The sequence below is a fragment of the Streptomyces sp. NPDC002817 genome, from assembly GCF_053592055.1.
Genome location: NZ_JBSFUY010000030.1, coordinates 1 through 16,819, shown reverse-complemented (window position 1 = coordinate 16,819; position 16,819 = coordinate 1). Strand labels below are relative to the sequence as shown.

The window sequence follows — 16,819 nt, the reverse complement described above, 5'->3', positions numbered from 1 at the left end:
GATGGCCCAAATCCGCACCACCGAGGCCGTGACCGGAACGGGGGACCGGTCACGGCCTCGCGGCGTGCTGCCTGCCTTGTGCGCCACCCAGATCACCAGCTGGGGCATCGTCTACTACGCCTTCCCGGTACTCAACCCGCAGATCAACAAGGCCACCGGCTGGCCGGTCGGGGCGACCACGGCAGCCTTCTCCGCCGCCCTGCTCGTCTCCGCGTTCACCGGCATACGGGTCGGCCGGATCATCGACCGCAGGGGCCCACGCGCCGTGATGACCGCCGGCTCGGTCCTCGGCGTAATCAGCATCCTCATCGTGGCCGCCGCCCCGAACCTGGCTGTCTTCACGCTCGGCTGGCTACTCGCCGGAATGTCGATGGCGGCCACCTTCTACCAACCCGCCTTCGCCGCGCTGACCCGCTGGTGGGCCCCCGACCACATCCGCGCACTCACCATCGTCACTCTGGCCGGCGGCCTCGCCTCCACCATTTTCGCGCCCGTCACCGCGATGCTCGCCGAACACCTCAGCTGGCGCACCACGTACGCCGTCCTGGCCGTGGTCCTCGCTGCCGTGACGATCCCGGCCCACTCCCTCGCGCTGAACGCCCCCTGGCCCCCAGCGCCGCAAGCGCCCGTTCACGCCACCGGTGGCGCGGACGCGGTGGCCCGCAGCCGGCCGTTCTGGCTGCTGGCTGCCGCATTGACCCTTTCCGCATTCAGTATCTACGCCGTCGTCGTCGCCCTCGTCCCCCTCCTGCTGGAACGCGGCTTCACCACCAGCCAGGCCGCCTGGGCCCTCGGTCTCGGCGGCGCCGGTCAGACCCTCGGCCGAACCCTGTACGCAACCCTGGCCCGCCGCACCCGGCCAACTGCCCGCACCGTCACGCTCATCGGGCTGGGCGGCCTCACCACCGCTGCTCTGGCACTGGTGCCGGGCCCCTACGGCCTGCTGGTCGCCCTATCTGTCGCAGCCGGCATGGTCCGCGGCAACATCACCCTCATGCAGGCCACCGCCATCACCGACCGCTGGGGAACCAGTCACTACGGCCGACTCTCTGGGCTCCTCGCGGCGCCTGCTACTGCGGCTTCCGCCCTGGCGCCCTTCGCCGGGGCCGCCCTGTCCGCACCACTGGGCGGATACCCACACCTCTTCGGACTGCTGTCCGCTCTTTCCATGCTGGCCGCGCTCACCGCTCTCGGAACGGCTGTACGTCTCCAGCGTGACTCCTAACCCCCTTGCACGCCGATGGCGGTGGTTCGCTCGAACCGGCGCCACAGGCATTGCGCTCGACGGAGGCCGTCACATCGGCGCTTCAGTGCCCCGGGCCAAGGCCCGGGGCGCCGCGGCGGCCCATCCGTTAGGGCAGTGCGTCGACTGCGGTCTGCCATGGGTAGGCGTCGAGGTCACCGTGGCGTGGTTTGTGCGGGGTGAATCCGCCTTCGCCGAGCAGGATGGTGATGCCGGCATCGCGCAGGGTCTCCACGCTGCGCGGCACAGCCGGATGAGCGGCTTGAGCGTCGTTCCAGTGGGGCAGTGCGACGGTGGGGATACGCAGCCCGATGGCCTCTGTGATCAGGCCCAGGGCCAGGGTGTCGGATGCGCCGGCGGCCCATTTGTTCAGGGTGTTGCTCGTCAGGGGCGCTACGAGGATGGCGTCTGGTGGCGGGAGAACGTCTGGCTGGCTGGGGAGTTTGTACTGCCAGCGCACGGGATGCCCGGTGAGCTTCTGCAGGTCCTCGATTTCGCCTTCAGCGTCCTCGGTGGCCCATCGGTAGGCGGAGGGCGTCAGGATCGCGCAGACATCCCAGTTGGCCCTTTGAGCGGCCCGGATAGGGATGTCCAGACGACGGGCAGGAGGAGCGGCACAGGCGATCAGGTACAGCGTCCGGTTCGTCACCCGGGCAGTCCACAGCGATCAGCGAGCGCGCGCAAGCGGCCCTCGGCGCAACCGACTCCAAGGAGCTGGAGGTTCTCCACGAGCGTTTTCGTGCGGGGCCGGCACCGGACCTCATCGGCCGCCAGCTGCTCGGCCTCCAGCAAGGTGGCCACAGCCTTCTCGCGCAGGCCGGCCTGCAGCTCGCCGTGTGCGCGGTCGGTGAGAAGGTGCGCTCTGCGCTCCCTGGGCAAGTTCTGGAACGCCTCGGCAGAGATGTCCGATGCGACTGCCACGGCGTCGGCTCCCTCGGACAGCTGGACGTGCGCCGCGACTGCGTAGAGCGAGACGTTCGTCGGGCCGAATGCGGTCCACAGCCGGTTGTCGTCGCATCCCAGGCGCTCGGCCTGCTCCTCGGCCTGGCCAAGGAAGTCGGGCACCCGGCGGGCGTGCTGGCCGGGGTTGCGGTCGTCCGCCTCGGCGGCGGCCGCGGCCGCCATGGCGGCTTTCAGGTAGAGCATGCCCAGCACGCTGTAGCCGTCCGGGCCGCAGCGCAGCAACTCCGGGGCGAGTCGCTCAGCGGCGGCGAGCACGAACTGCGCGGCGCCCGCGGCCTGACCGGCACTGGTCAGTGCCTCCCCCAGACGCCGGGCCGCGCTGGCCTTGATCACGGGGTTCTCGGACCGCTCGGCGGCCGCGACGGCGCGGTGCCCGGCAACCACGGCCAGCTCGGTGTCACCCCACTTGATGGCGGCCGCCTCGGTCAACTCCAGAGCAAGCGACAGCAGCTCGTAGGAGACGAGCTGGTCGTCTCCTTCGTAGTGCTGGGCGGCCCGGGTCGTGTCCACGAGCAGGGCCGGAATGACAGAGCTGAGCTGGGAGAAATGCCCGGCCTGGAAGCCGAGATGCGCGTGGGCGACCGAGCGGCGTAGCTGATCGACGGGACGTGGTGGGGCGGACGAGTGGTCACAGGATCCGGTGATGACGTCGTGCCGGTACAGGGCACGGCGTACGGCTTCGATCTCGGCTTCTTCGACGCACCCGGTGTCGACGGGATCGGTCAGCAGGCGTTCCAGCGTGATGTTGAGACGCAGGGCGGCAAGCCGGACGATCGAGAGCTGCGGGTCTGCCTGGCGGCGGCCGCCTTCGAACTCCTCCACCCACCTGACGCTCTTGCCCATCAGCGCGGCAAAGGCCTCTTGCGTCATGCCGCGCCGTGTCCGCCAGAACCTGACACGGCGACCGATCTGTAAGGGATCCACGGGAGTTCTCCGCACGCAGAGTTCCAACCCACACACACCGTGTGGGCTGGAACCGGTATACCGCCCCTACCGTCCGGATATGGCCAAGTCCCCAAAGACACCTCCCACGTGGGCCTCGCTGTACGGCGAGCCGCGAGGAACGCGCCGTGACGCACTGCTTGCCGCAGGGACGTGGTCCACGCGCCTGCAGCAGCACAACGGCGGCCAGGACGTCGTCGTCCTGCCGCTCGCGCGCGGACTCGCAGCACTCGACGCGATACAGGTACCGATCGGGGACGGCTACGCGCTCTTCGCCGACTACCTCCACGGAAAGCTGCTGACGCTCCTCTCTCCTGGCTGGGCGCACCTGTGGGCGGACGTGCCGGACGCACGTGTCGTGCCGATCGGCGGATGGGTCGTGGTGCCGACCCCCGGCAGCATCGGCTCGTACGCGGCGTCGTGGCTGAGTCTGCCTCCCCCACATCCGTGCCCGTCGTGGGAGGACCAAGTCGAAGGGGAAGACGGCGCCGACGAGACCCTCGCCGGGCCTCACCCCGGCAGTCCCCATCCCTCGATGTCCGCCGGCGCCCTCGACCCTCAGCAGTTGTTCGAGGCATTCACCGACTCTTCCGCACAATCCAGCGCGGCGGCCCACTGAGCACGCACTCCGCTTGACCCCCGATCCGCCCGATGCCTGTCCCCCGTGGGCTCGGGCGCGGGAGCCCCCGGCCAGCCGTTCCACCCGGCCCGGTCGGGGGCTCCTCCATGTTCACAGTCAGCCAACAACGAGCCTGACTTCCCTTCCCTCCAGGTACACGCGCACGGTCGGCGTGGTCACAGATCGGTCCACGGGCGCGGTTCGCCCCCGGTCAGCGGCACCCAAAGCGGTCCGGAGGGAGTGTGCTCCTCGATGTCCTCGAGGACGGCGGCTCCGAGCGGAACTTCGCGGGCGAGGGCTGCGACGAGCGGGTGGTGGGCGACCATCGCCTGCAGGTCGCTGATGCGGTCGTCCAGCCGGGCCCGGGCGGCGCCGGTGAGGACAAAGAGGATGCGGGGGAAGACCGGGTACCAGCGCAGCCACGCCGGGCCGGTGGAGGCGGATCGGCGGCGTCCGACGGGCTGGGCTTCGTAGGGGAACAGTCTGGCGTACTCGATCAGTTTCACGGCCAGGCGTTCGCTGCTCATGGTGGTGCGGTCGACTTCCACGAACGCGCGCAGTTTCCGCCGGTGTTCGCTGTCGATGACGGTGTAGTGCAGGACGGCGTCGGCCACGAGCCGCTCGCCCTCGCCGATGGAGTGAGCCACCTCGGGAGTCCAGTCCCATGGGCCGTGTTCGTGTCCGAGGCGGCGTGCGTCTGCCGCGAACGGCAGGTGGGTGCGTACGACGGTCAGCGTGTGCGGCGTCTTCAATGACGCTGCTGTTGCCGAGGTGATGGGGTAGGGCGGGCGCCCCCGCAGGATGGGGTGATCGCGGGTCAGACGCACCCCGTCCGGGGTGAGGTACCAGGCATGCGTCCGCGGCCGGTCCAGGTCCGGCAGCGGGGTGAGGTCGACCATGCCCGCGGAGCGCAGCTTGTTCAGTGCTCGGGAGACCAGTTGGCGAGAGCCGGTCGGCCGCAGCATCTGGAGCAGTTGGCCGGTCGTGGCCATCCGGTGCAGGGCGAGCGCGGTCAGGACCTGCAAGCGCAACGGTTCAGCAGGGCTGGGGGCCAGTTCAGCGGCCGAAACACCTGAAGAGGAACGGGTCATGGACGACAGACAACCGGCCGGCCCAGACCATGGCCCCGGCCACGAGACCCCGACCACGGTCACGATCCCAGAACAACCTCATGGTCTGTGCCATGGTCTGGGCAGACCACGCCACTGGCGGATGACGCTGTAGAGCCATCCGCGCAAGCGGCCGGAACATGGGCGATGGCCGGTCCGCAGCAGCAGATGCTGCTGCGGGGCGTGGTGACGAACCACGCCATGCCGGCCATCGTTGCGGCTCCCGGCCCGCAAGGGATCAACTCCCCACACCGGGACCCGCGTTCATAGGGGCGGTGCGCGCAGGCCCGCTCACCGCCAGGTGCTACCTACTGGACCGCTGGGCGGCCTGGTCCAGGATGCGCCGGCGTGTCCATCGCCGGCGCCCCTTCTGACGGCCCGCTTGGGCGAGTCCGTCCACGGTCTTCAGCAGCGGCAGGTTGCCCTGGGACAGAGCGCTGGAGAAGGATCCGACGCTCTTGTATCCCAGCAGCGCGGCCGCCTGGCTCGCCCCCAGCAGCTCCTGGGGATCACCGTCGGCGGACACCTCGGGCAGCGGCGGCGCCTGCTTGGTGCCGGCGCGCCGTCCGCGTCCGGGCCGGCTGGCCATCCACTCCTTCAGGGTCGCCACCTTCCACAACTGGCGGCGGTACGGGTTCGCAGCCGTGCCCATCTCCTCGACGACGTCCGGCTCGGGGAAGTACCCGGGGTGGTCCCGCACAAAGGTGTTGACCTGGTTGGCGTTCTTGTAGCCGAGATACCTCGAGGCGTCCGAGGCGTTCAGCAACGTCTCCGGATCGAGGGAGGGCGGCCGGTGCTGGGTGAGCCGCGCCGAGGAGCGGTGCGCAAACCACTCGGTGACCTCCGCGTGGTCCCACAAGCGGGCCCGGCCGCGCTTGTCGACCGGCTCGGGAAACGCCGTGCCGGCGGTGTTCTCGGTGCGCTCGGTGTAGAACTGGCTGATCCGTGCGGACGTCAGACCGTGTTCGGCCGCGATCTCGGCAGCGTCGGCCAGGCGAGGTTCACGGTGCGAGGTCATGGCAGAACCGTCCCCTTCTGTTCAGCAGTGCGCCGGCCAACCCGACCCGCAAAGTAAATAATGGCAGAAGTTCCGGTGGGGGGTCCAGCCCGCGGCACAGCGTTTTCTCGACGGCGGCCGCGTTGACGGCTCCCGGCCTACTCTTCGGGGATCAGGCAGATTCCGCGGCGCGCGGCGGCCTCGGCCATTTCGATGAATGCCATGGCGGCTGGTGTCCTTTCCCATTCGGCCAGGGCCAGCAGCAGGATCACCTCGGCGCGGTCCTGAGCGGCATCGCAGGGCATACCGGCCGTCTGTGCAGCGGCCAGCAGGTCCGCGGTGGGCGGTTCGGTGAGCCGGTCTGCCACCTCCCGGTGCAGATCCTGTAGGCCTTGCTGGTAAAGCTCCTTCGCCTCGCCCAGGAGCAGCACCAGGTGCTTTGTTTAGTACGGGGCCATCACCAGGTCGCCGATCACCGTCAGACCGACCTGAGCTGCGAGCCACGGCGCGCGTTCTGCCTCGACCTGCTTGACGTGGACGAAGACTGTGTGATCCGCCGAGGGCTCCGCCACCTTTCCCGTACCGCGCCCCACGTTTCCCGAACCCTTCTCGAATCGCGGGACGTGACCACTTGCCATCCACCGACGACCCCTCTATTGTCGTACGTACGTAAGACATACGACCGTAAGGCATACGGGAGTACGTCAAAATCAAGGGAGCTCGTGATGGCGGCAACTCGACCGGTGGCGCTCGTGACAGGTGCCTCATCAGGGGTCGGCAAGGAGACGGCCCGCGCCTTCGCCGCGGCGGGCTTCGAGGTGATCGGCACCGCTCGCAACGCCGCGCGGGTCACCGCGCCCGCCGGGGTGACCTACCTCGACCTCGACGTGACCAGCGACGACTCGGTCGCCGCCGTGGTCAAGCAGGTGATCGACCGGTTCGGGCGTATCGACGTCCTGGTCAACAACGCCGGCGTCGGCGCCAACGGTGCCGCCGAGGAGTTCTCCGTGGCCCGGACGCAGGAGGTCTTCGACGTCAACGTCTACGGCATCATGCGGATGACCAAGGCGGTGCTGCCGCACATGCGCACCCAGCGGCGCGGACGCGTCATCAACGTCTCCTCCCTCAGCGGATTCGTCCCCAGCCCGTTCATGGCCATCTACACCTCGACCAAGCACGCGGTCGAGGGCTACTCCGGTTCGCTGGACCACGAGGTCCGCGAGCACGGCGTGCGGATCCTGCTCGTCGAGCCCGGCCCGATCAACACCCCGTTCGGCGACCACAGCGTGCAGGGCGACAACCCCTTGCCGCTCTACGCGTCGGGACGGCGCACCTTCGACGAGGTGCTGGCGAAGAACACCAGCGGCGGCGACGATCCCGCCACCGTGGCCAAGGTGATCGTCGCGGCGGCCACCGACAAGAACCCGAAACTGCGGCGCACCGCCGGCTCGACGGCCGCTGGCATCAGCGTGTTCCACCGCATCCTTCCGGCCCGGATCTTCGACCGCATCGTCCGCCGATTCAACCGGATGCCGAACTGACGCCCACCTTCGAAACCGCATCCGCCTCGCCGTCGAGCTCGCCTCGCCGTGGCAGACGAGATCGGCCACACCGACTACCCCACCCGCACCGTCTGACAAACCCCGGCGATACCGGTCCTGGCGGACCGGTATGCCACATGGCCCATGGAGGTACCACATGTCTGAGAACACTGCTGTTGAACTGAGCCCCGAAGCGATCCAATTTGCGGAATGGCTGGCCACAGGCCAGAACCCCCCGTCCGAGTTGGATGCGGCGCGCATCCAGGCGGAGCAGGTCCATCTCGCGGCCCGGGAGCCGGAAGGCGTCACCTACCGGGAAGTGGACGCGGGCGGTGTGCCGGGAATCTGGTGCGAACCCGTCGACGCCAACACCGACCACGTCCTCCTGCACAGTCACGCCGGGGGTTCCGTGCTGGCGTCGGCACCCGTCGACCGAAAGCTCGCCGGCCACATCGCCAAGGCCGCCGGGGCCCCCGTACTGGTCCTGGACTTCCGGCGCGCACCGGAACACAAGTACCCGGCACAGATTGACGACGCGGAGGCGGCCTTCAACTGGCTGCTCTCCGGAGGCTATGAGCCGGGAAACATCATCACGATCGGCCACTCGATCGGCGGGTTCATCGCCGTCGCCCTGGCGCTTCGCCTCCGCGACAAGAAGAAGCCCCTGCCCGGCGCCATCGTGTCGATCTCCCCCTGGTGCGACCTCGAGATCGCCCACGAGACCATCACGACCAACGCCGGCACGGACAAGATTCTCAGCAAGGAACTGCTGGAGTTCTTCCGGGATGCCTGGATCGGCGGTACGGGCATCGAGATCACGGACACCCGGATCAACCTGAACCGTGCGGACCTGAGCGGTCTGCCCCCCACCCTCGTCTCCTGGGGAACCTACGAGGTACTGGCCGGCGAGGACGAGGAGTTCGCCGCCCGCGTCAAGGACGCCGGAATCGACACGGCGACCGTCGTGGTCCCCGGCGGCCAGCACTCCTACGTCTACGGCGCGGGCCGCATTCCGGAGACCGACGCCGCCATCGCACAGATCGGCGCGTGGATCCGCGAGAAGGCGAAGATCTGACCGAGCGGACGGGCACGGCACTCGCACGATCCGCGCCCGCCGGACCGGGACGGGGAACAGACGCGAACGTGACCTGCGACGACGCGCAGATCCGCGACGCAGGCGACCTCGCCCCAGTCCGGCAGACGGCGGCCGGCCACGACGGCGGCTGCGGCCGATACCACGTCGGCCATCAGGCGCGGAGCCGTGTCGCGTGCGGCATCGGTGTGCTCGGCGACGAGTTCGGTGAGCTGCCGCGTCACGCGCTACGGACGCCCATCATCGGTGTCGCACCGGCTTCACAACCGTCCCCACTCTCGACGCCAACCACCCGCCAGGTTGCCAGACGATTCCACACACCCTCGATGAGGGAAAAGAACGAGGACCCGATGAGTACCTTCCACCCCGATCTCAAACGAGGTCGCTTCATCCCCAATGTGTCCTACGGACGTCTGTCGTCGCGCCTCGTGCGGAGCGTGAAGTGGCGCGCGACCGATCCAGGGCCGGACGTCACGGTCCAGGAGATCGTCGTACCCGGGCCGAAGGACGCACCGTCCGTCTCGCTTCGCGTCTTCCAGCCGACCGGCCTGAAGACAGCGGCTCCGGCGCTACTCTGGATCCACGGAGGCGGGCTGATCTTCGGCGCTCCCGAGCAGGACGACCGTACGAACATCGCCTTCGCCCGCGAACTCGGCATCACCGTCGCCGCGGTCCGCTACCGACTGGGGCCGGACCATCCCGCGCCCGCCGCGGTCGAGGACGCCTACGCCGCACTGCGTGGCCTTGTCGAGCGCGCGGCCGACCTGCACATCGACGTCGACCGCATCGCGATCGGCGGTGCCAGCGCCGGCGGCGGACTCGCCGCCGCCCTCGCACTGCTCGCCCATGACCGGGCCGAGATCCGCCCGGTGTTCCAACTGCTCCTCTATCCCATGCTGGACGACCGCACGACCACGCGAACCGACCTGGGCGCCCTCAAGGTGCGCGTCTGGACGCCCAAGAGCAACCGGTACGGCTGGTCGTCCTACCTCGGCGACGCCGTCGCAGGCCCGGACGTCTCCCCGTACGCCGCCGCAGCCCGCCGCGAGGATCTCACCGGTCTCCCTCCGGCCTGGATCGGCGTCGGCACCCTCGACCTCTTCCACGACGAAGACGTCGAGTACGCGCGCCGGCTCAGTGACAGCGGCGTCCCCTGCGACCTCGACGTCATCCCCGGCGCCTTCCACGGCTTCGACCTCGTGTTCCCCAAGGCCGAAATCTCGCGGGAGTTCTGGCGCCGGCAGGCACGGGCGCTCAAGGCCGCACTGTGAGACCGACCGAAAATAAAGGCAGACCGACTCCTCACGGCGGCGGCAACGGGATCGGGGGAAAGGGGTGCTCGGACTCATCTCCCGCGGTGAGCGCGCAACTGCCGTCGACCTCAGTGAGAGCGGGCCGGCCGAAACGGCCGGCTCACGGCCGCGGCGAAGGGCCAGCTCACTACCCAGGTTCTGAACGTCAGTACCGCCCGCGGGTGTCACCGTCGATGCGGTCCGGTCGGGGATCCTCCTCGAGAAAACTGGTCTGAGCGCCGGCGAGGCGTTCTCCGAGCTCGGGGACCTCCTGCTGAACGGCCTCAGCTCGGGCACATCCGAGAGCGTTTGGAGTACGGCAGCACCTCGTCGTACGACCAGCCCGCAGCTCCCATCGTGGGGCACCCCCGGTGTGAATGACGACGAGCTCTACCCAGCGCTGGGCGTCAGCGGCCGGCCCGGTCCTTCCCCGAAGGCGGCCGGTCAGCCGATCGGATGCAACCCGTCGCCGAAGTCGATGCGCGCGAGGTCGGCGCGCGAGACGATACCGAGCTTGGGGAACACGTTGGCCAGGTGATGACCCACCGTGCGGGGACTGATCAGCAGCTGTGCCCCGATCTCCCGGTTGGTGAACCCCCGCGCGGCCAGCCGAGCGACTCTCGACTCCTGCGCCGTGAGGATGGCTGCGGTGTCCCGGGCCGTGCGGAGTCGCGGCGCAGGTGCCGCCCGGTCAGCTCCAGTTCAGCCCAGGTGCGGGCAAGCAGAGGCGCCGCATCCAGTCGCCGCAAGATCTCCGCGGCTTCGGCAAGGCGGCGCTGGCAGCCGCCAATGCTCAGGTCAACCGGGCGACGCTCCCGCCGATGCCGACCTGCGAGCGGCCTGCATGCAATTCCTGAGCTCTCTGACCTGGCCAGGGCCCCAGGCGTTCCTGCCCCAGTTCGAGAAGCTCGCTGCCGAAAGGGTCCCGAAGAGCTGGAACTCCGCTTGGGCCACTACCTCGGCATCGCACGTCATGACAGCCGGTGAACACCGGACTGCGAAAACCCGTTCGCGACCAGCGGATGACGCCTCCGGGATCACAGGGCCACGATCGCAACGGCCTCCACCTCTTCGACACCGTCATCCGGCGGGCTGCCGGGCCGAGGCTCGTCGATCTGACCGTCCGACCGCTCAGCAAGACGTACGGCGGCCTCCGCCACCTGCTCGTTATCCGCTCGTGATCTTTCCCGTAACGCACCCCATGTCCGGATCTTTCTCGGAACTTCTCGGATCGCCGGGCGCGACACTTGCCATCGGCCGACGATCACTCTATGGTCATACGAACGTAAGGCATACGAACGTAAGGCATAGAAGGGATTCCGTGATGACGACAACTCGACCGGTAGTGCTCGTGACAGGTGCGTCATCGGGGATCGGCAAGGAGACGGCCCGCGCCTTCGCCGCGGCGGGCTTCGAGGTGATCGGAACCGGCCGCAAGACCTCCGGGCTCACCCCGCCCGCCGGCGTGACGTACCTCGATCTCGACGTGGGCAGTGACGACTCGGCCACCGCCGCCGTCGCAGAGGTGATCGACCGGTTCGGCCGCATCGACGTCCTGGTCAACAACGCCGGCATCGGCGCGTCGGGCGCCGTCGAGGAGAACTCCGTCGCCCAGGCCCAGAGCCTCCTGAACATCAACGTCCTCGGTGTCATCCGTATGACGAAGGCCGTCCTGCCGCACATGCGGGCCCAGGGCGGCGGACGCGTCATCAACATCTCGTCCGTCCTCGGGGTCGCCCCCCAGCCCTTCATGGCCCTCTACGTCGCGGCGAAGCACGCCATCGAGGGCTACTCCGAGTCGCTGGACCACGAGGTCCGTGAGCACGGCGTCCGGGTCCTCATCGTCCAGCCCGCCTACACCAAGACCCCCTTCGAAACCAACGCCGCACAGCCCGACGCCCCGCTGCCTCTGTACGCGGAGCGACGGCGCGACTTCGACGAGATGGTCGCGGAGGCGATGGAGAAGGGCGACGACCCTGCCGTCGTCGCCAAGGTGATCGTCACCGCGGCCACCGACAGGAAGCCCAAGCTGCGCTACACCGCGGGCCCGCTGGCCTCACGCGTCACCAAGGCGCGCCGCCTCGTCCCCGCCGGAGCGTTCGACAAGCAGATCCGCAAGAACAACCGCCTGCCCGACTGACAGGCCGGTCCGGCTTCGAGGGCGCCGATTCCGCCCGAACCATCTCCGATGTACCCGACATCCCTGATGTCCCCAAAGCCACTGATCAATCGATCAGTTACTCGTTGATTTACCGAGGAGAGTCATGCAGCAGCAAGGGGTCAGCACACGGTTCGGCGCAGTGCAGCGAGCACCCGGCGTTTCGGGAAGGCGAAGAGGAAGGGTGTCATGGCGCTGGCGGTCGCCGCGGCGGCGGGTGTCCTGGTCTCGGCGCCGTCCGCGTCCGCCGGGACGGGACCTTCGTACGGCGGTTCCGTTGTCACCGACGTACGGACCGCGGCGACGTTCGACTACGCGGCCGGTGAGGTCCCCGAGAACATCACCGCCAACCCCGACGGCTCGGTGACCCTGTCCATGCTCGGCAGTTGCGCGGTGTGCGAGCGCACCCATGGGCCGCAGCTGATGCGTATCTCCCCGTCCGGGGAGCGCACGGTGCTCGTCACCGGGCAGGTGGGTGAGGCGATCAGCGGCAACACCCGTGGCAGTGACGGCACCGTCTACTACAGCGTGTGGGCCCCGGGCAACGCGGCCAGGAACGGCGTGTACAAGCTGCTTCCGGACGGCACCCCCCAGCGCATCGCCGCGCTGGCCCCCGACTCGGGCCCCAACGGGCTGGCCATCGACTCGGCCGGACGCACCCTCTATATCGCGGACAGTCTCAAGGGCATCATCTGGTCCGTTCCGGTCTCGGGCGGATCGGTGACCCCGTGGCTGACCGATGCCGCGCTCGCGCCGGTGCCGACCGAGGCCCTGCCGATCGGCGCCAACGGGCTCAGGTTCCACAACGGCGCCCTGTAGGCCACCAACTTCAACAAGGGCACCCTGCTGCGGGTACCGGTCACCGCCACCGGCACGGCCGGCCCCATCCGCGTTGTCGCGGGCGGCCTGCCCAACATCGACGACATCAGCTTCCTGACCCCCCGCTCCGACGTGGTGTTCGCGGCACAGAACGGCTCCTCCTCGCAGAACGGTCCGGACAGGGTCGTGGTGATCTACCCCAACGGCACCTACAAGCCCGTCCTGACCAGCGCGGACGGTCTCGCCTCGCCCTCCGCGACCGCGGTCCGCGGCGACCGGCTGTACATCACCGACGGCGGGGTCCCCGAGCCTCACGACCCGAAACTGCAGACCGCCAGGATCAACTTCCCGGCTCTCCTCGCAGGCGCGGCACACTGACCCGACCAGGACGGCAGCCGGGGCGCAAGCCCCGGCTGCCATGGAGGAACGCATCGTGCGGTACACGAAGGAACACAAGCAGCAGACACGGCAGCGGATCATCGCGACGGCCGGCCGCCGGCTCAAGCGCAACGGCATCGACGGCTCCGGCGTCGCCACGCTCATGAAGGACGCGGGCCTGACCAACGGCACCTTCTACGCGTACTTCGCCTCCAAGGACGAGCTCGTCGCCACCGCGGTCGCCGACCAACTGCGCGCCCAGCACGAGAACATCGTCGCGCAGGCGGCACCGGGCCGCGCCGGACTCGAGCAGATGATCCGCTGGTACTTCTCCACCGAGCAGCGCGACACCATCGAGGACGGCTGCCCCAACGCCGCCCTGCTCGACGAGATCTCACGCTCCACGGATCCCACCAGGCAGGCGTACACCGACGGCGCGCTTGTCCTCATCGACGGCTTCGCCGCCCGTCTGGCACCCCACGACCCGCCCTCGGCACGTCTGAAGGCACTTGGCCTCCTCGGCATGATGGCCGGGACGCTGCAGCTCTCCCGTGCCCTGACCGACCGGCACCTCGCCGACCAACTCCTCGAACAAGGCATCCGCAACGCCCTCGCCCTGATAGACGCCGACGCCGAACAGCGCAACTGATACGAAGAACGCCGTCGAGCGGGGGATGGCCGCTTCCGCCGCCGACCGGAGTGGGAGCGCAGATGCTGGGCCGGTGTCTGCCTCACTGATGAAAGCCCCACGCTCGCTCGCCCGTCGCCGCTGCCGACTCTTTGGATTACGTTTGCAATACCAGAGACTGGCTGAGTCGGTGAAGGGCAACCGGTCCTTCCGGCGGGCGAAGGAGCGTGTGGCGTGGTGCGGTACGGAAAAGAGCATAAGTCGGAGACGAGGAGGCGGATCATCGAGACGGCGGGCCGCCGGTTCAAGCAAGACGGTATCGACGGCTCCGGGGTCTCGACGCTCATGAAGGACGCGGGGCTGACCAATGGCGCTTTCTACGCTCACTTCGCATCCAAAGACGACCTCGTCACCACGGCAATCGCCGACCAGTTGAAGGTGCAGGCAGAGAGCGTCGTCGCGCTGGCCGAGCCTGGACGTGCCGGACTTGAGCAGATAGTGCGGGGATACCTTTCGCCCCAGCACCGTGAAAGGCTTGGCGACGGCTGCCCCAATGCCGCTCTGCTTGACGAGATCGTGCGATGCGCCGACACAACCAGGCAGGCGTACACCGACGGTGTGCTGATCCTCATCGACGGAATTGCCGCCCGCATGGCGCCCGAGGCTCCGTCCTCCGCACGCGTGAAGGCACTCAGCCTCCTCGGCATGATGGCCGGGACACTGCAGCTCTCCCGCGCCTTGACCGACAACCAACTCGCCAACGAGCTCCTCGATCAGGGCGTGGACAACGCCCTCGCCCTGCTGGACACCTGGCAGCGCGGCTGACGCACTTCCGCGCGCGGACCGGTCGCTCCAGTCCGCATTCACACCGGACGACGATCCGATCCGGGCGGGTCGGCGACACCGGATCGGTGCCGGTTCCAGGCTGAGCGAGGCGACGCTTGGCCGATACGGCGGCTGAGTCCCCTCGAGCCACTTCTCCCGCCAGGGCAGCCCCTGGTTTCATCCACGGCGAGGTAGGTGCCGTCGCAGCTGGTGCAGCCGAAGGCCTGCGCGATGCGCAGCCGCCGGCGGGAGTTGACGCGGCCCATGTGGACGGCCAGGCCGCGCTCTTGGGCCTCACCGGCCAGCCGGTGGGCCGCCGGTGAGGTCTTCCACTCGGTGCTGCCGGCGAGGAACAGCACATCGACCGAGTCCCAGGGGATGAGGCCGTGCTGGCTGCCGTCCTGGGCGGCGAACGCGGCCGGGATGCCCAGGGCGCGGAGGGGCTCCAGCCAGGGCAGCGACTCGGCGAGGGTGGCCGTGGCGTCCATCGGGACGTCGGGGGCGACAGCCCACAGGCAGCGGTCGGGGCCGTAGCGGTCGACGGTCGCCGTCAGCCACGCGAACCAGGCCTGCTCGCCGGGCCAGCCCTTGCCGAACTTGCCGTTGTCGCAGGCGTACAGGGCGTCGGGCGGGATCACGTTGCCTTGCGCCGGGGTCGTCATGCAGGCCAGCAGTCCGGCCTGCATGGCGGCCCGTACGTCAGCGCCGGACGGCGTGGCCAGGTACAGCACGGCGCAGCAGCGGAGGAGGAGCAGGGGCTGACGGCATGGGGGCGCGCACGGGAAGTCCTTCCAAGGGGGGCGGTGAGGGCTGGTTCAGTGGAGGGGGAGTTGGGCGGCGGAGCCCGAGACGAGGGCGTTCCAGTCCTGCTCGAAGTGCTTGTCCTGCTCGGACAGGGAGATGAGACGCCTGGCGAGCTGGTGCGGGCGGCCGAGGTCGACGCGCTCGGTGGAGCTCTTCACCGGCCGGCGCCTGCCGTCCTCGGACAGCAGGAACAGACGGCGCACGTGGTAGAGCGCCCACGGCGTGTCGAGTTCGCGCTCGAACGCCTCCAGGCAGGCCCGGTCCCACGGCCGGGCCGGTTCGAACATCTCCGGGAGGCTCTTGCGGCCGTAGAGCTTCGCGTTCGGGTTGAGGCTCATCGCCGTGTACTCCAGGCGCAGCACCTTGCCGGCGATGTCCGGGTGGGAGCGCATCGCTCCAGGTGGGCGGGCAGCGCTCCCATGGAGGCGGAGAGGCAACAGACGGTTTCCCTGTCAAGTCTGGCTGTGTTGTAGCGATCTCTCATTTGACTCCTGGTGTTGGTTGTTGAGGTGACTCCGCGTAATAGCGGAGAGGGTGGCTCTATCACGAATCCCGAAAGCAGATCGGCACTTCGGGATGCGGCCCGCCGCTGCCGAAGTCGATGCTCACGAGAACGAGAGGCATCTCGTCCCCGGCAGGCGTGGTTGTAGGGCCCGCCCCATTGGCGAGGATGGGGCCCGGGCCGGTGGCTTGATCGGTCTGCGAGTCTTGATCGCTGCCGGGCCTGTTGATTAGCTGACGACGTGACTGACCTTGGACCCGTTGCCCGGCCCCCTGCGCCGATCAGGACCGAGAGGCTCGTACTCCGTGAGTCCGAGGCCCGGGACCGTGCGGCGTTCATCGAACTGCTGGCGTCGCCAGAGGTGCACACCTACCTCGGCGGCCCCCGCCCGCGTGAAGAGCTTGAGCGTGAGCTGCCCGGGGTGCCTGAGCAGTGGCCCGGGAGTCTCGTCGTTGATCTCGGCGGGGAGATGATCGGCCAGATCCTGCTCAGGAGAGCACCGGAGCACAGTCGCCCGGCTGCTGCGGGGAAGGTCGACCTCGGTTACATGTTCCTGCCGCGAGCGTGGGGATGTGGGTATGCCGCCGAGGCGTGCGCGGCGGCACTCAACTGGTTCGACGGCGTCCTTCCCGGCGAGCCGGTAGTGCTCCACACCCAGACTGCCAACGTCGGCTCGATGCGCCTCGCGGCAAAGCTGGGATTCATAGAGATAGAGCGGTTCCATGCCTGGGACGCCGAGCAATGGCTCGGCATGCGGTTCCCCGTCATGCCCTCTGATTGAGCTCGTGCTCGACAGGCCCTGTGGTCTCGTCCCCCGGTCTGCTCGCCTTCCGCGAGATCCCCACGGTCATGGCCGCGTTGGACGCCCTCCCGTGCCCGCCCGGCCTCGTCGTCTGCGACGGCTAC

Annotated in this window: 20 protein-coding genes and 1 pseudogene; 12 read left to right on the top strand and 9 right to left on the bottom strand. The window is 68.9% G+C overall.

Annotation, left to right across the window (positions count from 1 at the left end; all coding sequences use genetic code 11):
- Nucleotide 1 precedes the first annotated feature (1 nt).
- Nucleotides 2-1,225 (top strand): MFS transporter, encoded by a 1,224-nt coding sequence (locus ACWD3I_RS37900; protein ID WP_353698157.1) that lies wholly within the window; start codon nucleotides 2-4, stop codon nucleotides 1,223-1,225.
- A 127-nt stretch (nucleotides 1,226-1,352) separates the two neighbouring features.
- Here the strand turns inward: ACWD3I_RS37900 and ACWD3I_RS37895 are convergent, their stop codons facing one another.
- Entirely contained in the window at nucleotides 1,353-1,892 is a 540-nt protein-coding gene (locus tag ACWD3I_RS37895; protein WP_365412278.1) for a flavoprotein, read from the bottom strand.
- A complete protein-coding gene (locus ACWD3I_RS37890) occupies nucleotides 1,889-3,130 on the bottom strand; it encodes a helix-turn-helix domain-containing protein (RefSeq protein WP_451084291.1) in 1,242 nt (413 codons plus the stop codon). Before ACWD3I_RS37890 ends, ACWD3I_RS37895 begins: the two co-directional genes overlap by 4 nt.
- Nucleotides 3,131-3,209: 79 nt before the next feature.
- On the opposite strand from ACWD3I_RS37890, the gene ACWD3I_RS37885 reads away from it, so the two are divergent.
- Nucleotides 3,210-3,767 (top strand): hypothetical protein, encoded by a 558-nt coding sequence (locus ACWD3I_RS37885; protein WP_365412284.1) that lies wholly within the window; start codon nucleotides 3,210-3,212, stop codon nucleotides 3,765-3,767.
- Between the two features lie 176 nt (nucleotides 3,768-3,943).
- On the opposite strand, the gene ACWD3I_RS37880 is transcribed toward ACWD3I_RS37885, so the two are convergent.
- The 4 genes from ACWD3I_RS37880 to ACWD3I_RS37865 form a co-directional block, all read right to left on the bottom strand.
- Nucleotides 3,944-4,858 (bottom strand): replication-relaxation family protein, encoded by a 915-nt coding sequence (locus ACWD3I_RS37880; protein WP_365412286.1) that lies wholly within the window; start codon nucleotides 4,856-4,858, stop codon nucleotides 3,944-3,946.
- A gap of 322 nt (nucleotides 4,859-5,180) precedes the next feature.
- On the bottom strand, nucleotides 5,181-5,894 hold the full coding sequence (locus ACWD3I_RS37875; RefSeq protein WP_365412289.1) for a hypothetical protein: 714 nt from the start codon (nucleotides 5,892-5,894) through the stop codon (nucleotides 5,181-5,183).
- 137 nt (nucleotides 5,895-6,031) lie between these two features.
- Nucleotides 6,032-6,304, bottom strand: a complete 273-nt coding sequence (locus ACWD3I_RS37870; protein WP_365412292.1) for a hypothetical protein — start codon at nucleotides 6,302-6,304, stop codon at nucleotides 6,032-6,034.
- 12 nt (nucleotides 6,305-6,316) lie between these two features.
- Nucleotides 6,317-6,466, bottom strand: a complete 150-nt coding sequence (locus tag ACWD3I_RS37865) for a hypothetical protein (protein WP_351690657.1) — start codon at nucleotides 6,464-6,466, stop codon at nucleotides 6,317-6,319.
- 132 nt (nucleotides 6,467-6,598) lie between these two features.
- On the opposite strand from ACWD3I_RS37865, the gene ACWD3I_RS37860 reads away from it, so the two are divergent.
- From ACWD3I_RS37860 to ACWD3I_RS37850, 3 genes are all read left to right on the top strand, one after another.
- The gene (locus ACWD3I_RS37860; protein ID WP_365412295.1) at nucleotides 6,599-7,414 is read left to right on the top strand and encodes an oxidoreductase; all 816 of its coding nucleotides are present in this window, start codon (nucleotides 6,599-6,601) and stop codon (nucleotides 7,412-7,414) included.
- A gap of 157 nt (nucleotides 7,415-7,571) precedes the next feature.
- Entirely contained in the window at nucleotides 7,572-8,489 is a 918-nt protein-coding gene (locus ACWD3I_RS37855; protein WP_365412298.1) for an alpha/beta hydrolase, read from the top strand.
- Nucleotides 8,490-8,857: 368 nt separating this feature from the next.
- Nucleotides 8,858-9,778 (top strand): alpha/beta hydrolase, encoded by a 921-nt coding sequence (locus ACWD3I_RS37850; protein ID WP_365412301.1) that lies wholly within the window; start codon nucleotides 8,858-8,860, stop codon nucleotides 9,776-9,778.
- 465 nt (nucleotides 9,779-10,243) lie between these two features.
- On the opposite strand, the gene ACWD3I_RS37845 is transcribed toward ACWD3I_RS37850, so the two are convergent.
- On the bottom strand, nucleotides 10,244-10,441 hold the full coding sequence (locus ACWD3I_RS37845; protein WP_361560408.1) for a helix-turn-helix domain-containing protein: 198 nt from the start codon (nucleotides 10,439-10,441) through the stop codon (nucleotides 10,244-10,246).
- Between the two features lie 682 nt (nucleotides 10,442-11,123).
- Between ACWD3I_RS37845 and ACWD3I_RS37840 the strand changes: the two genes are divergently transcribed.
- From ACWD3I_RS37840 to ACWD3I_RS37820, 5 genes are all read left to right on the top strand, one after another.
- Nucleotides 11,124-11,939, top strand: a complete 816-nt coding sequence (locus tag ACWD3I_RS37840) for an oxidoreductase (protein ID WP_365412304.1) — start codon at nucleotides 11,124-11,126, stop codon at nucleotides 11,937-11,939.
- Nucleotides 11,940-12,146: 207 nt separating this feature from the next.
- A complete protein-coding gene (locus ACWD3I_RS37835; RefSeq protein ID WP_365412307.1) occupies nucleotides 12,147-12,776 on the top strand; it encodes an SMP-30/gluconolactonase/LRE family protein in 630 nt (209 codons plus the stop codon).
- Nucleotides 12,777-12,911: 135 nt separating this feature from the next.
- Nucleotides 12,912-13,154, top strand: a complete 243-nt coding sequence (locus ACWD3I_RS37830; RefSeq protein ID WP_365412310.1) for a hypothetical protein — start codon at nucleotides 12,912-12,914, stop codon at nucleotides 13,152-13,154.
- A 52-nt stretch (nucleotides 13,155-13,206) separates the two neighbouring features.
- On the top strand, nucleotides 13,207-13,803 hold the full coding sequence (locus tag ACWD3I_RS37825; RefSeq protein WP_351690676.1) for a TetR/AcrR family transcriptional regulator: 597 nt from the start codon (nucleotides 13,207-13,209) through the stop codon (nucleotides 13,801-13,803).
- Nucleotides 13,804-14,016: 213 nt separating this feature from the next.
- Nucleotides 14,017-14,607 (top strand): TetR/AcrR family transcriptional regulator, encoded by a 591-nt coding sequence (locus ACWD3I_RS37820; RefSeq protein WP_351690663.1) that lies wholly within the window; start codon nucleotides 14,017-14,019, stop codon nucleotides 14,605-14,607.
- A 38-nt stretch (nucleotides 14,608-14,645) separates the two neighbouring features.
- Here the strand turns inward: ACWD3I_RS37820 and ACWD3I_RS37815 are convergent, their stop codons facing one another.
- Complete coding sequence (locus tag ACWD3I_RS37815) at nucleotides 14,646-15,338, bottom strand: hypothetical protein (RefSeq protein ID WP_365412313.1); 693 nt, start codon at nucleotides 15,336-15,338, stop codon at nucleotides 14,646-14,648.
- A gap of 84 nt (nucleotides 15,339-15,422) precedes the next feature.
- Complete coding sequence (locus ACWD3I_RS37810; protein WP_365412315.1) at nucleotides 15,423-15,803, bottom strand: hypothetical protein; 381 nt, start codon at nucleotides 15,801-15,803, stop codon at nucleotides 15,423-15,425.
- 351 nt (nucleotides 15,804-16,154) lie between these two features.
- On the opposite strand from ACWD3I_RS37810, the gene ACWD3I_RS37805 reads away from it, so the two are divergent.
- Nucleotides 16,155-16,694: a GNAT family N-acetyltransferase gene (locus ACWD3I_RS37805; protein WP_365412318.1), complete on the top strand. Its 540-nt coding sequence runs from the start codon at nucleotides 16,155-16,157 to the stop codon at nucleotides 16,692-16,694.
- 32 nt (nucleotides 16,695-16,726) lie between these two features.
- Nucleotides 16,727-16,819, top strand: a pseudogene (locus ACWD3I_RS37800) (endonuclease V); the annotation flags it as partial.